The following is a 12862-nucleotide window of genomic DNA, read 5'->3' as shown; positions in this document are numbered from 1 at the left end:
GTTAAATACATGATAAAAAAGTAAATATCCGTAAATTGAAGTAGGCAACTAAAAAATTGAGTACAAAAGAAAAAAATACTGCATCATGAATAATCATTATTTCAAAGTTGAAATCGAGCAAAAAGTAGCCACTGTTTTCTTCAATAGACCAGAAAAATCAAACGCATTACATAAGCCAGCCTGGACAGAGTTGAAGGAAATCTTTGATACACTATCTGATACAGCAGAAGTAAGAGCCATTGTGTTAGCAGGAGAAGGCAAAAACTTTTGCGCGGGCATCGATTTAGAATTGCTGATGTCGGTGAGTCAATATCAAAAGATTGAATGTGCAGGAAGAAGAAGTGAGGAAATTAGAGGATTGGTATTAATCCTTCAAGAAGCGGTTAATGCCATTGAAAAATGCAAAAAGCCAGTATTGGCCGCAGTGCATGGCGGATGCATTGGTGGAGGAGTCGATATCATTGCCGCTTGTGATATGCGCTATTGCAGTGATGATGCCTATTTCACCATAAAAGAAATCGACTTAGGAATGGTAGCCGATTCAGGAACTTTGCAGCGCCTGCCCAAATTAATTTCTCCTGGCATAGTTTCCGAAATGGCTTATACGGGCAGAAAAGTATATGGAAAAGAAGCCAAAGAAATTGGCTTAGTGAATCATTCTTTACCATCAAGAGATGAATTGATGGAAAGCACTCATAAACTGGCCACCACTATAGCTTCAAAATCTCCTTTGTCCATTCGAGGCACTAAAGAAGTATTGAAATACAGCAGAGATCATAGCGTTGATGATTCGCTAAACTACATGGCCACATGGAACAGCGCAATGCTATTGTCTGATGATTTGAGTGAAGCCTTTAAAGCGAGCATGGAAAAACACGCCCCTAATTTTAAAGATTAAGCAATATTCATCGAATGAATGCCGCATATTGCTAGTGCTGCTACTTTGTCTGCCTAGTTTAGTTACTAAATTCCTCATGCAAATTTATTATATTTACTCAATGGAGAATTTAGCATCCATACTAGAAAATAATCCAAGCGTCAAAACCAAAAGCTATCGTAAGGGAGAAATCATTCAGCACTCTGGTGAACTCAATGCCCATAGATATTATGTTAAAAAAGGCATATTAAGAAGTTACATTATTGATAGTAAAGGCAAAGAACATATTTTTAGCTTTGCACCTGAAGGATGGATTGTGGGCGATATAGAATCATTGGAATACGACCAGCCTGGACAACTGTTTATAGATTGTTTGGAAGATTCCGAGGTAATGATTTTTGATCAGGATATCTTCACCATTGCCAGTTTTTCAAATCAGGAAATTACAGAATATACCCATCTTTTATACAGAAGAATGGGAATTTTGCAGCGCAGGGTATTGATGTTGATGAGTGCTCCTGCCATAGATCGATACCAATACTTTCTGAAAACTTATCCCGAACTCCCCAATCGAATCCCGCAACGAATGATAGCTGCTTTTTTAGGGATTACACCTCAGGCCCTTAGCACACTTAGATCTAAAATGACTTTTTTGGAAGAGCCGTAATTTATTAATCTAGATGAATGCAGGATAAATTTTAACTACTGAACTTGACCTTTAAAAATAACCCATCATGAGTAAACCTAAGATAGCCGACAGAAAACCCATTAAAGTTGAACTCACCAAAGGCGAAGAAAAATATTGGTGTGCCTGCGGATTAAGTCAGAACCAACCATTTTGTGATGGTTCCCACAGGAAAACTGATATAACACCAAAGCAATTTGTGGCCGAAGAAACGGGCGATGCCTATCTCTGCATGTGTAAGCATAGCAAAAATCCGCCTTATTGCGATGGAACACATGCCACGTTAAAAGAAGAATCAAACGATAGCGCCAAAAGCGAGGCGGTTCCTTCTTCGGGTTCCACCAAAGAAGAACCTACTTTGGCTTTTATTAAAGCACTGGCCAAAGACGGTTTATCGAAAACCGGGCATCACGGAGAAATGGGTGCTATGGGTGTACCAGGCCCAGAATTGCCGCAATGGAAAGATATCCAAATTCTGGCAGCCCAATTGGCTACCAAACCTTTGATGGAAGATGTCCCTGTGGCTACCGAACTAATCATCGGTCCTAATGCTAAAAAACCTTTAAAACTGGACATCCCTTTATTTGTGTCGGATATGAGTTTTGGTGCTTTGTCTGAAGAAGCTAAAGTAGCCCTTTCCAAAGGAGCGGAATTAGCCGGAACTGGCATTTGCTCTGGCGAAGGCGGTATGCTGAATGAAGAGCAAGCCGCTAATTCCAGATATTTTTATGAATACGCTTCCGCCAAATTTGGCTTTGAGTGGGAGAAACTAAAGCGCGTGCAAGCCTTCCATTTTAAAGGCGGACAAGGCGCTAAAACCGGAACAGGCGGACATCTTTCTGCCAATAAAGTAGTGGGTAAAATTGCAGAAGTGCGGAATTTGAAGGAGGGCACTGCTGCCGTTTCACCGCCTACTTTTGATGATTTGCACTCTGCTGAAGACTTTAAAGCTTTTGCCGATAAAGTTCGGGAAGTAACGGGTGGTATTCCCATCGGTTTTAAGCTGTCGGCCAATCACATCGAAGCCGATATACAATTTGCCTTAGACGCCAGTGCGGATTACATCATTTTAGATGGCAGAGGAGGCGGAACAGGGGCCGCGCCTTTGATTTTCAGAAATAATATTTCTGTACCGACTATACCCGCTTTGGCCAGAGCTAGAAAGTATCTTGATAAAATGGATAGAAAAGATGTGACCTTAATTATAACAGGCGGCATCCGCATACCAGATGATTTTATTAAGGCTTTAGCGCTGGGTGCAGATGGGATTGCAGTATCCAATTCAGCATTGCAATCCATTGGTTGTGTGGCGGCCAGAATGTGCAATACCAACAACTGCCCGGCAGGCGTAGCCACCCAGAAACCGGAATTAAGGAAATTGATTAATATCGATAAATCAGCTCAGCAGCTTCATAATTTCTTTAGCGCCTCCACCGAGCTTATGCAAGTAATGGCCAGGGCTTGTGGGCATGATCATTTGAATAAATTCAATCCTAAGGACATCACTACCTGGAAGAAAGACATGGCAGAATTGACGGGGATTCAGTTTGGTGGGCTTATGTGAGGATAGGCTGTAAATTGGTTTGTATCGAGCTCGAGCGGAGGATCTCTCATAAATAGTCTTTATTCAGAAAAGCTATATCTTTACAGCAGCGTACATAAACTCTTTAAAACCACAACTAATGGAATCTGAAAAGAAGATATTGTCTTTTTTAAAACCTGATTTGGTGGAAAAAATACTGCAAGAATCAACTGTACAAGAATTTCCCAAAGGAACTGAAATTTTAAGAGCGCAGCAATATGTAAAGGTCTTACCCATTGTCCTCGATGGTTTAGTGAAAGTATATTCAAAATTTGAAGAGAAGGAGTTACTGCTGTACTATATAGAACCAGCTCAAAGTTGTGTGATGACCTTCAATGCGGCACTAAAAAACAGCCCAAGTAAAGTCTTTGCCACTACGGAAACCGATTCCAAAATCATCTTAATTCCCGTACAGCTATTACCTGAATGGCTGCAAAAATACCCGGATTTTAATGAACTCTTTTATACTCAATACAACCTGAGGTATTCAGAATTACTGGAAACTATAAGCCATTTGCTTCTGGACAAAATGGATAAGCGCCTGTATGATTATCTGAAAAAGAAATCCGCCCTGACCAGTACTAATTCCATCAAAATGAGCCATAGCCAGATTGCGAACGAATTAGGAACAGCTCGTGAAGTGATCACCCGAGTGCTGAAAAAGCTGGAAAATGAAGAGAAAGTGGTACAAAAGGCTGGGGAAATAAAAATTGTTGGCGAGTGGTGACCGCAGTCACTGACTAGGAATTGAGCACCGCTTATCTTTATACTATCATAAAGCAAAACAATTTAAATTTTAAGAAGATGAAAAAAAATATGGGATCAGCAGACAGAATTATTAGAGTAATAATCGCTGCAATTGTAGGAGTTCTTTATTTCACAGGTATCATTTCAGGAACAGTAGGTATAGTGCTTCTAGTACTAGCAGGAGTTTTTGTACTAACCAGCTTGATAAGCTTTTGCCCTCTTTACGCACCTTTCGGGATTTCCAGCTGTCCTATGAAAGAAAGTAAATAAGAAATCACTACAGATTGAATAAAAGCACTAGCGGTTAAGGTGATCCATCACTTCTTAGGTGGAGTGCACAAATCACTTTAAACCGCTCTTGCTTTTTTATTTTTCCTCCAATGATAGCTCACCACTAGTTCAAGCGTCCGCTTGGACTTAGATCAAGAAACAAGAATGTGATTAGAAAAGAAGAAGCGAAGGATCAATAGTGACATTTGCCTATCCACCCAATAGCGCAAGTGTCCGCTTGTGCTTTTTGCCTAAAAACTAGATAGTTATCATTTTCAACTCAAATTGGATTTGTTTTGCTTAACCTCTATCATTGCATCTGCATTACAAATGCGTAATTTCAGCCTTCCTTTTAGAAAAAAGATGACGAGAAAGAAAAATGAAACTCTAGTATGAGCAAAATAAGCAAAGCCCTTTTAATCTATATTTTATCATTTGTGCTATTTAGTAATGTAGCCCACGGCCAAGATGCTTTTCTTATGGGTGGGATCAATTTTTCTAATTTGGGACATCAAAAAGATAATACATCCTCAATCAATATAGAGTACAGACCCGGTTTTCATATTGGCCCAGCCGTTGCTATGAAACTGAACGATCATTTTGATCTTATCCCGGCATTACTGTTTTCTTTAAAAAGAGAATACAGCGAATCAACGATATACATTCCCAGATTTGATAACACCAATGCATCTTACAGATATGATTTTAAATCTTCTATTAATGAGTATTATCTTGATTTACCAATAACCCTAAAATTCAATTTTAAGCTTGGAGAGCAACAATTATATGCTTTAGCAGGACCTTATGTTAATTTATTACTATTTGATGATAGCACTACGGAATTATTTGTAGATGGCGAAGCTAGGGAATTTGAAAATCAATTTGAAGCAAAATTTAGTAACCGAATTGACTATGGAATTCAAGTTGGTCTAGGTACGCAGGTAAAGTCATACATTATTCAAGCCACTTACGACTACGGATTTTACAGGACAATGAAATATGAAGACATTCCGCTTGAAGAATCGGTAAGAAATGCCGTTGCCAGAATTACTTTGGGGTATAAATTTTAAAAAGTTTTGCTACCGTTGGCGCAAGCGTGTTGTGTGGGTCTAATTCAGCAAAAGATAACAATCCAACTCGATCTGAAAACTCATTATTTATAGAAGCCGCTTTGCAAATGAGGTCTAGGGGAATTCATCCTTATTACCAGTCTATTGTTCTATACTTTGATATTGTTTATCGAAATCTATTGTTGCATATAGTTATATCTTTGAATTAATTTACTCATCCCGTATATTTATGTTTTAAAGCCAGAGCCTTTATCCCCTTCTGTGAATGAATATTACCAAGGAATTTAGAGCTCCAATTTTTTAATCTGTCAGAAAAATGATAAATCCATTTCTATTAGTACTCTTTATATCCATGATAGCTGTATCATGTGGTCCAACAGAGGAAGAAATTAAAGAGCGAGAGGCTTTTGTAGCTGACTCAATAAAGAGGATAAATGAAGAAATAAGAATCCATAATGAGAAAATAGAGGTAGGAAAACAGTTGAGACAAAATTGGATCAAAAATATGATCGAGGAAATAGATACTGAGCTCAGACATGCTAATAATAGATTGAAAGAAATAGATGATTTTGTAATAGGAAGATCTCTTTCAACTAAGAAACGACAATTGCGAGAACAAAGAGAAACTATTTCTACACTAAAGACCACTAAGGCTAATTTGCAAACTGAATTAGCCAAGACAAATTTATTTAAGTCGTTTGATTTCCAATGCACTCCAGAAGGAACCATTAATTATTTGTTTGAAGCTGCAAAGAGTAATGATTTTTCAAAATTGCGACATATAGGTGATCCTTATGGTGAATTAGGTGAAGGGCTTTATGAATTAACCACTATAGAAGCGTTTCCATCAGAAGTACAAAATGAATTTGTCAATATACTTTCTGAAGGTCGAATTATGGGTGAACCAATTATTAATCAAGATACCGCAGTAATTGAAATTGCAGTTGGATATAATTCCGATAGGTTAAATAAGGTTAAGCTGATCAAGAGACGTAAACACTGGTATTTGTTAAGTCTGGTAATGTAATTCTTAAGGCGTTTCATGAGCCTCCTCTAATTGGGTATTGCTAGAACATATAGGCTTATGCGCTAGCCTTACCACAATCCTTCATTCATAATTCATTACTAAATTCTCTTTTTTTCGATGAATAGTGATATTTATATGGTGAAAACTAGAACGGTATTTCTATATTTACAAATCAACATCAACCGAAACCTTTAGAAACCCTACTTTTAGGCCTTCTGCTTGGGAGTATAAAAATTTCATAAGCTTTCTGGAAGTTGGATTTAAAACGAGTATTTCCAAATAGATTATTCTTGAGGCTATCGTTTTATTAATTTTAGTACTCATGAACACAAAGAGCTAAACAATCGACCTTGCAAGCTTACGGGAGAGCAAGAAATTGAATGAATTAATGAAAATCAATAAATTATAAAATATTTATATTCAATATGTTATAAAAAATTAGTTAGAATAAGGCTTTGAAACCAATAGATTTATGATTTTAAAAAAACTGATATTAGAGAATACTGGACCTATTCACAATATTAATCATTCATTTGAAGCAAAAGATAACGTTATAAAACCTCTCGTATTAGTTGGTAGGAATGGCTCTGGAAAAAGCATAGCAATATCATTTATAATTAATTCCATTATTGCAGGTAAGCAAGTTATTTTTGATGATGTTGAGGTAGAAAAAGGGAAAGTTTATAAACTTAGATCATCAAATTATATCAGGAACGGTGAAGATTTTTACCATGGTAAAATAGAGCTTTTAGGTAGTTTTTATTGTTCAGAGTTTCAATTAAACTTAACAAGAAAAGAATTCGAAGAAAAACTGAAGTATACCCCATTACATTAAGATTGGAATTCAATTCCGAACGAAGAGTATTCATTTTTCAATTCAAATTTCAATTCTAACACTCAAGCGCTCAGGGATATTTATATAAAAAACAGTTTGCTCTATTTTCCTCCAAATCGATTTGAAGAACCAGCATGGATCAATCACCATAACTTAAAAAAAGTAGAATTTTCAGAGGAACCTAAATTAAGGAATTTGTCGAATAGACAGATAATTTGTGATACTACTTTAAGTAAGACGAAAAATTGGCTACTAGATGTAGTTTTTGATAGCAGAGTTTTAGAGAGAAAAAATATTCAAATTCAAGATTTACTAAATCCTCAAAACAATCAAGTTGATCAAATCAGATTACTGCAAGCGGTGGTTGGCGGAGGGAGTTATGAAGGACCAAACTCCCAGTTGCTGGCAGTGATTAACAGTTTTTTGTCAACCCTCTTTAGTGATCCAGCTACTTATCGTATAGGTATAGGAGGCAAAAATAATCGCGTGATTTCTATAATGAGAAACGAAAAAGCCTTTGTGCCTGACATTCAGCAATTATCAACAGGGCAAGCGTTAATTTTCTCTCTATTTTGCTCAATCCTAAGAGACTTTGATAAAACTGGGCAAAACATTTCATCCACTAATGATGTACAAGGTCTAGTTGTGATTGACGAGATTGATTTACACCTTCACACATCATTTCAATTTGAACTTCTTCCCAAACTTCTACGATTTTTCCCAAATGTACAATTTATCGTTACTTCACATTCCCCACTTTTTTTATTAGGAATGAATAAAACTTATGGATATGATGGTTTTGACATTCTCAATCTTCCGAAAGGCGAAAGAATATCAGCAGAACTTTTTTCCGAATTTCATACCGCCTATAATGCCTATGGAGAGTCAACTAGATATCAAGAATCTATTCGAGATGCCATAATTAAGTCGAGGAAACCAATTGTCTTTGTTGAAGGAGATTATGATATAAGATATTTAAATAAAGCTGCAGAATTTCTAAAAAAAACTGAATTGATTGAAGAAGTTGAATTGAAAGATTCAAATGGATTCGGAAACATTGATAAAATATGGAAACATTTTAATTCCGATCTTTCGAGTATTACTCCCCAGAATATCTTACTTCTTTATGATTGCGACACAAATAAACAAGGTGCTCAAAAAGATAATGTTTTTAAACGAGTTATTCCTTGTCAAGAATCTAACCCAGTTGAAAAGGGAATTGAAAACTTATTATCCAAAGAAACTTTAACCAAGGCAACTTTAGCAAAAAAAGCCTTTATTGACGTTTTTCCTACATTTGTAAAAACCGTTAGAGGTAAAGAAATTACTGTTCCTGAAGAGTGGACAGTTAACAAAGATGAAAAAGGAAATCTTTGTGATTGGATATGTGAGAACGGTGAATTAAAGGACTTTGAAAACTTTAGAGTAGTATTTGATATTTTGGAAGAAACTTTAAATTAAAAGCCGCCAACATTATGTAAGAAATCGTAGCCGCACAAGGCAAACTCCCAGACCAAAGCTACGATTCATACATTTAACGTTAGCAGATATAATAAAATCCGACTGTGATAACAAGATTACCTACATATAAAGACTTTGAAGATGTTTCAAAACAATGTTTGACACAAGCGTTTAACCTGCTCTACAAAGTTTATGACGAATACGATGAATATGATGACGAAGTAATAAGAGCTGAAGTTTCGTTAGAGCAAATTTGGACACATAATTCTGGTACTATAAGGACTTCATTAATTCTTCTACATCAAGGAATAGAAACCTATATGAAATCCGCGATTTGTAAAACGACCCCACTTTTATTAATCGAAAAAACAAGGGCGGATTGGCCTACATTACCGTCAAGAGCAGACAAAGAATTTGACAGTTTATACACAATTTCAGGCGAAGCACTTCTTACAACGTTCTGCGCAGTTTCTGAAAAGAAAATCTCTAATGAGTTTATTGAATTTATTGAAACGGTAAGACAAAAACGAAACGAAGCTATTCACGGTGCTAACAACGTTTCAATTAAGGCTAAGGAACTTTTAGACCATATCTTTAACGCATATACTTATTGTTTTGGTAAAGACGCTTGGTTTTTAGAGACAAGAAGTTTCAATTATGAAAATCCTCTTTTTGGTTATTTTGACTGGGACATTGAATATGCAGTAGCGTATAAACATTTAGATTTTGCCTTGGACATTTTGGGTAAAAAGAAGCTGAATAAATATCTAAGTACTGACATATTAGGAAGGGCATATTTTTGTCCTGAGTGCAAAAGAACGATTGACGGTGACTATGGCTATTTAGAGAGTAAATGGGCCTTCCTAAAACCTAACAAGCCTGACTCTACTAACATTCATTGCATTAATTGTGATGCTGAATTTAATGTTATAAGAAAAGATTGTGTAGAAGATAAGTGCAAAGGGAACGTAATACACGACTATGATTGTGAAGAAACTTGTTTAACGTGTTTTGAGTATCAAGAAAATGAATAAAGTTATCCCCGTTGATGCACGCGTGTCGCGTGTGTCCTTGCCATTATCTCGCAGTACAACAGCTCACTTAGCCTACTCACTTTTCATCCATTATCACCCATCTCCAAAGCCCTTGCAGTGGTAGGCCCATCCAAGCGAAAACTTTGGTACCCTGCAGGCAATTCCAATCCCCACTTCTTCATAACCGGAGCCTCCAATGATTTTTGTCTGTATTCATCAGGAGTCATGATCGGAATACCGTAAATAATAGGGAAATAACGCTGACAATCTGAGCAAGTCAAAAGTCCCTCAATAATTTCGTTCTCCTCCTGTTTAAAAATACTGATATTCAAATCACCCTTATCAAAAGGGCAGCACATTTTCTCTAATAGTCTGCTTTGCATAATTTTTTTATCTCAATTCCTATATTCTTAATCCTGCAATTTTTCTTTATATTTTTTGGCAGCCGCTTCAGGGTCCTCTTCATTTAAGATCCCTGAAATAACCGCAATGCCATTGAAAGGTAGGGCCTTCAATTGCTCGAAATTCTCTTGATTGATCCCTCCCGAAAGAAAAATGGGCATATTGCTGATTTCCTTTGCTTTCTTGATGCTTTCGGGCTGCACAATATCGCAACTGTCAACCGAAGGAGATGGAAATACCGAGCAAAAGCTGATATAAGACAAGCTGTTTTGCTCAGCCATTTGCACTTCTTCCAGATTATTCGTGACCGTAAGGCCAATATACTGGCCTTTCAACTGGGGCTGAATACTTGGAAAATCGGCAGGTAGTCGGTCAAAATGTACACCGTCTAATCCTGTTTCCACTGCCAATTCCCAATCTTGATTCATGAGCAGCGGCACTTGAAAATCCTTTGTCAATTTTTTTGCTCGCTTTATAAATTCTAATTGCGTTTCCTTGTCCTGAGCTTTTGGCCAATGATCCCAAATCTGTACAATGTCAATGCCCCCTTTCAAAGCCGTATGAAGTTTATTCAACAAGCTATCATGCTCTTGACTAGGGTCAATCACCAAATAAAGTCCTGCTAGTTTTTTCATTGCCATCCTGCTTGAAATGCTTTGAAAAATGCGGCCCAATAAGGATCCACTCCATCAAAAGTAAAAGACCTCTGCTTGCCATTCGCATCCACTACTTGCTTTGCAGAACCTTCCTTGAAAACGCCAATTTTACAAGCTTCAACTCCTTCTTTAGAAAGGCCTTTGATCAAGCGGTCTTCATGTCCCGGCTTTACTGCCATCAACATAGAACCAGCACCTATGGAGATAAAGGGATCGATCTCAAACAGATCTGTAATCTGCTTCACTTCCTCATTGAGCTTAATTTTATCCAATTCCACTGTGAAACCGCAGCCGGAGGCATCTGCCATTTCATCCAATGCTCCTAAAATCCCGCCTTCCGTTACATCATGCATGGCATGCAATTCTTGGTTCGGTTCCAAAATGCTGGAGGCGGCTAAGGCTTCCTTCATTACAGAAAGATCCCAAAAGTTGTGGGCGGCAATTTTCTGAATTTCTTCACCGCACTTTTGACTGACCGTTTCAGGAAACGCATTGGCTAAAAGCGAAGAAGATGATAAAGCCGCATGTTTGGTCATGATAATGCTATCCCCTATGGCTGCATTATTACTGCTTAATATTTTATCTTTCGGAGCCTGCAAAAACATAGTGCCTCCTCCGGAAATGGTAGATTCCTGCCCCGGAATCTGGCCGGTATGGCCACCCGTAATACTAATGCCTAATTTTTTACAGAGTGCATCAATGTGACTCCAATACAAATTAAAATCTTCTCGCGTCAAGCTGACCGGAAGATTGAGCACAAACTGAGCAAACTGAGGTGCAAAGCCAGTGGTTGACATATCATTGGCTAATAAGTGCACGGATAAGTGTGCAGAAATTTCCATGCCCAGAGAAGGAATCAGAGATAGCGGATCGCTGGAAGTGGCCAGTGCTTTTCCATTGCCCAACTCAATTATGGCGGTATCAACGCCAAATCTCGGACCGCAAATCACTTCCGGTCTTTTTGCCCCACATTTATTCAGTAAATCCTCTTTAAAGACCTGAGCATCTACTTTTCCATATTGATCATCAAAAGCCGCCATCACACATCATTAAATTGTACATACAAACCAAAAAAATCGCCATAAGGTAATTTCCATTGCTGACGTGGAAACCACTTAGGTAAGCCAGTCGCATTCCACTGAATGCTATAATCCCGGTCAGGGAGCGCCTCAGCAATGAGTTCTTTCAAAGAAGCGGGCGTATAAAAGTTAGCCGTTACGTAATAATTGTTCTGCCCAAATAACTGCTGCACTCTTCTTCGCACTAATTTGGGTGTATTGCGGTTCATCATTCCGAAAATGATTCCATATTTACCTACTCTTGCGGCTTCACGGATTACCTCAATAGGTCTTTTGTAATATTCAAAAGTGGTGATGAAGGCGAGCGCATCAAAAGTATGATTTTTGAATGGCATATGATGGGAATCAGCTAAAACAAGATCTCCATCGAACAGATGAACACCCTGGGCCAACATAAAAGGAGAAATATCACCGCCTGTAGCCTGAATTCCTATTTCATGCCACCATCTGGTGAAACGGGTAGTACCACAGCCATATTCCAATAAGCTTTCAACTCGGCTGTCTTTCTTGATAAGTCCTTCCAACGTCTTTTTTTGCCAAACTTCCTGACGCTTATAGGGTCCTTCGTAATAGGCCTCGTAGTGGTCGGTATCATCTCTATTAAAAAACCACTCCTGTCTTCCTTGCCAATTGCGCAATTCACCGGTGGCGACATCGAATTTTTCCTTTTTTGAAATTTGAGTCATCGATCTAAGAATTTAAGATCTAGGGATGCAGGGGAAGATGAAGTTCGATTGGTTTTCACAATTCCTACGCTAGCATTACCTAGATCAGGTTATTTGGGTATAATCTCAGCCCTTCAGTTGGCACCCCATTTAAAATATAAGACGAAGCTAAGGATAATTAGATACTTACGCAATGCATTTAAAATTTATCCCTTAGGTATAGGGTAATGATCCAAGCGGATGCCTGAACCAGATGGTAGTTTGGCTGGACCGCCCTAGCGCAAGCGTCCGCCTGTGCTGTATAAAAGTGAAACCATCTAGTTCAAGCGTACGCTTGGACTGTTTATACTTGAAAAATTGCTCTGTTCCCATCTCATGATCAGGTAACTAGCTGAAAGATCATCACTTACACCACATTCCCAAGAAAATAGATTTCAGATAGCACTTCCAGAAGTCCCTATTTTTTAATAAA

14 protein-coding genes and 1 riboswitch are annotated in these 12862 nt (G+C 37.9%); of the genes, 10 read left to right on the top strand and 4 right to left on the bottom strand.

What is annotated here, in order from left to right:
* The first annotated feature begins 85 nt into the window (after positions 1-85).
* From FTRAC_RS11700 to FTRAC_RS11655, 10 genes are all read left to right on the top strand, one after another.
* Positions 86-898, top strand: a complete 813-nt coding sequence (locus FTRAC_RS11700; protein ID WP_013454462.1) for a crotonase/enoyl-CoA hydratase family protein — start codon at positions 86-88, stop codon at positions 896-898.
* A gap of 100 nt (positions 899-998) precedes the next feature.
* Positions 999-1544 (top strand): Crp/Fnr family transcriptional regulator, encoded by a 546-nt coding sequence (locus FTRAC_RS11695; RefSeq protein WP_148230076.1) that lies wholly within the window; start codon positions 999-1001, stop codon positions 1542-1544.
* A gap of 67 nt (positions 1545-1611) precedes the next feature.
* The gene (locus FTRAC_RS11690) at positions 1612-3126 is read left to right on the top strand and encodes a glutamate synthase-related protein (protein WP_013454460.1); all 1515 of its coding nucleotides are present in this window, start codon (positions 1612-1614) and stop codon (positions 3124-3126) included.
* A gap of 118 nt (positions 3127-3244) precedes the next feature.
* Complete coding sequence (locus tag FTRAC_RS11685) at positions 3245-3871, top strand: Crp/Fnr family transcriptional regulator (protein ID WP_013454459.1); 627 nt, start codon at positions 3245-3247, stop codon at positions 3869-3871.
* Positions 3872-3948: 77 nt separating this feature from the next.
* Complete coding sequence (locus FTRAC_RS11680) at positions 3949-4161, top strand: YgaP family membrane protein (RefSeq protein ID WP_013454458.1); 213 nt, start codon at positions 3949-3951, stop codon at positions 4159-4161.
* A gap of 392 nt (positions 4162-4553) precedes the next feature.
* Positions 4554-5231 carry a porin family protein gene (locus tag FTRAC_RS11675; protein WP_013454457.1) on the top strand — a complete coding sequence of 226 codons (678 nt, stop codon included), beginning with the start codon at positions 4554-4556 and terminating at the stop codon, positions 5229-5231.
* 316 nt (positions 5232-5547) lie between these two features.
* On the top strand, positions 5548-6258 hold the full coding sequence (locus tag FTRAC_RS11670) for an ATP-binding protein (protein WP_013454456.1): 711 nt from the start codon (positions 5548-5550) through the stop codon (positions 6256-6258).
* Positions 6259-6730: 472 nt separating this feature from the next.
* Positions 6731-7093, top strand: a complete 363-nt coding sequence (locus FTRAC_RS11665) for a hypothetical protein (RefSeq protein WP_013454455.1) — start codon at positions 6731-6733, stop codon at positions 7091-7093.
* A 195-nt stretch (positions 7094-7288) separates the two neighbouring features.
* A complete protein-coding gene (locus FTRAC_RS11660; RefSeq protein ID WP_338373899.1) occupies positions 7289-8554 on the top strand; it encodes an AAA family ATPase in 1266 nt (421 codons plus the stop codon).
* A 104-nt stretch (positions 8555-8658) separates the two neighbouring features.
* The gene (locus tag FTRAC_RS11655) at positions 8659-9588 is read left to right on the top strand and encodes a hypothetical protein (RefSeq protein ID WP_013454453.1); all 930 of its coding nucleotides are present in this window, start codon (positions 8659-8661) and stop codon (positions 9586-9588) included.
* A gap of 83 nt (positions 9589-9671) precedes the next feature.
* Here FTRAC_RS11655 and FTRAC_RS11650 read toward each other — a convergent pair whose 3' ends face one another.
* The 4 genes from FTRAC_RS11650 to FTRAC_RS11635 are packed head-to-tail and all read right to left on the bottom strand — an operon-like array spanning position 9672 to position 12411.
* Positions 9672-9971, bottom strand: coding sequence for a Trm112 family protein (locus FTRAC_RS11650; RefSeq protein ID WP_013454452.1), 300 nt, complete (start codon positions 9969-9971; stop codon positions 9672-9674).
* Between the two features lie 27 nt (positions 9972-9998).
* Positions 9999-10625: a thiamine phosphate synthase gene (locus FTRAC_RS11645; RefSeq protein WP_013454451.1), complete on the bottom strand. Its 627-nt coding sequence runs from the start codon at positions 10623-10625 to the stop codon at positions 9999-10001.
* Entirely contained in the window at positions 10622-11686 is a 1065-nt protein-coding gene (locus FTRAC_RS11640) for an AIR synthase-related protein (protein WP_013454450.1), read from the bottom strand. The genes FTRAC_RS11645 and FTRAC_RS11640 overlap by 4 nt, the downstream gene beginning before the upstream one ends.
* On the bottom strand, positions 11686-12411 hold the full coding sequence (locus FTRAC_RS11635; protein WP_013454449.1) for a class I SAM-dependent methyltransferase: 726 nt from the start codon (positions 12409-12411) through the stop codon (positions 11686-11688). The genes FTRAC_RS11640 and FTRAC_RS11635 overlap by 1 nt, the downstream gene beginning before the upstream one ends.
* A gap of 44 nt (positions 12412-12455) precedes the next feature.
* Positions 12456-12549: riboswitch (TPP riboswitch) on the bottom strand.
* Between the last annotated feature and the right edge of the window lie 313 nt (positions 12550-12862).

This window comes from Marivirga tractuosa DSM 4126 (assembly GCF_000183425.1).
Lineage (GTDB): Bacteria > Bacteroidota > Bacteroidia > Cytophagales > Cyclobacteriaceae > Marivirga > Marivirga tractuosa.
The sequence above is the reverse complement of the archived record's forward strand: the minus strand, read 5'-3'. Positions and strand labels throughout refer to the sequence as shown.

Excerpts from the sequence above, each read along its gene's own strand:
- FTRAC_RS11670 (WP_013454456.1), top strand. The coding sequence starts at position 5,548 with ATGATAAATCCATTTCTATTAGTACTCTTTATATCCATGATAGCTGTA.
- FTRAC_RS11695 (WP_148230076.1), top strand. The coding sequence starts at position 999 with ATGGAGAATTTAGCATCCATACTAGAAAATAATCCAAGCGTCAAAACC.
- FTRAC_RS11685 (WP_013454459.1), top strand. The coding sequence starts at position 3,245 with ATGGAATCTGAAAAGAAGATATTGTCTTTTTTAAAACCTGATTTGGTG.
- FTRAC_RS11635 (WP_013454449.1), bottom strand. The coding sequence starts at position 12,411 with ATGACTCAAATTTCAAAAAAGGAAAAATTCGATGTCGCCACCGGTGAA.
- FTRAC_RS11665 (WP_013454455.1), top strand. The coding sequence starts at position 6,731 with ATGATTTTAAAAAAACTGATATTAGAGAATACTGGACCTATTCACAAT.
- FTRAC_RS11675 (WP_013454457.1), top strand. The coding sequence starts at position 4,554 with ATGAGCAAAATAAGCAAAGCCCTTTTAATCTATATTTTATCATTTGTG.
- FTRAC_RS11645 (WP_013454451.1), bottom strand. The coding sequence starts at position 10,625 with ATGAAAAAACTAGCAGGACTTTATTTGGTGATTGACCCTAGTCAAGAG.
- FTRAC_RS11700 (WP_013454462.1), top strand. The coding sequence starts at position 86 with ATGAATAATCATTATTTCAAAGTTGAAATCGAGCAAAAAGTAGCCACT.
- FTRAC_RS11690 (WP_013454460.1), top strand. The coding sequence starts at position 1,612 with ATGAGTAAACCTAAGATAGCCGACAGAAAACCCATTAAAGTTGAACTC.
- FTRAC_RS11680 (WP_013454458.1), top strand. The coding sequence starts at position 3,949 with ATGAAAAAAAATATGGGATCAGCAGACAGAATTATTAGAGTAATAATC.
- FTRAC_RS11640 (WP_013454450.1), bottom strand. The coding sequence starts at position 11,686 with ATGGCGGCTTTTGATGATCAATATGGAAAAGTAGATGCTCAGGTCTTT.
- FTRAC_RS11650 (WP_013454452.1), bottom strand. The coding sequence starts at position 9,971 with ATGCAAAGCAGACTATTAGAGAAAATGTGCTGCCCTTTTGATAAGGGT.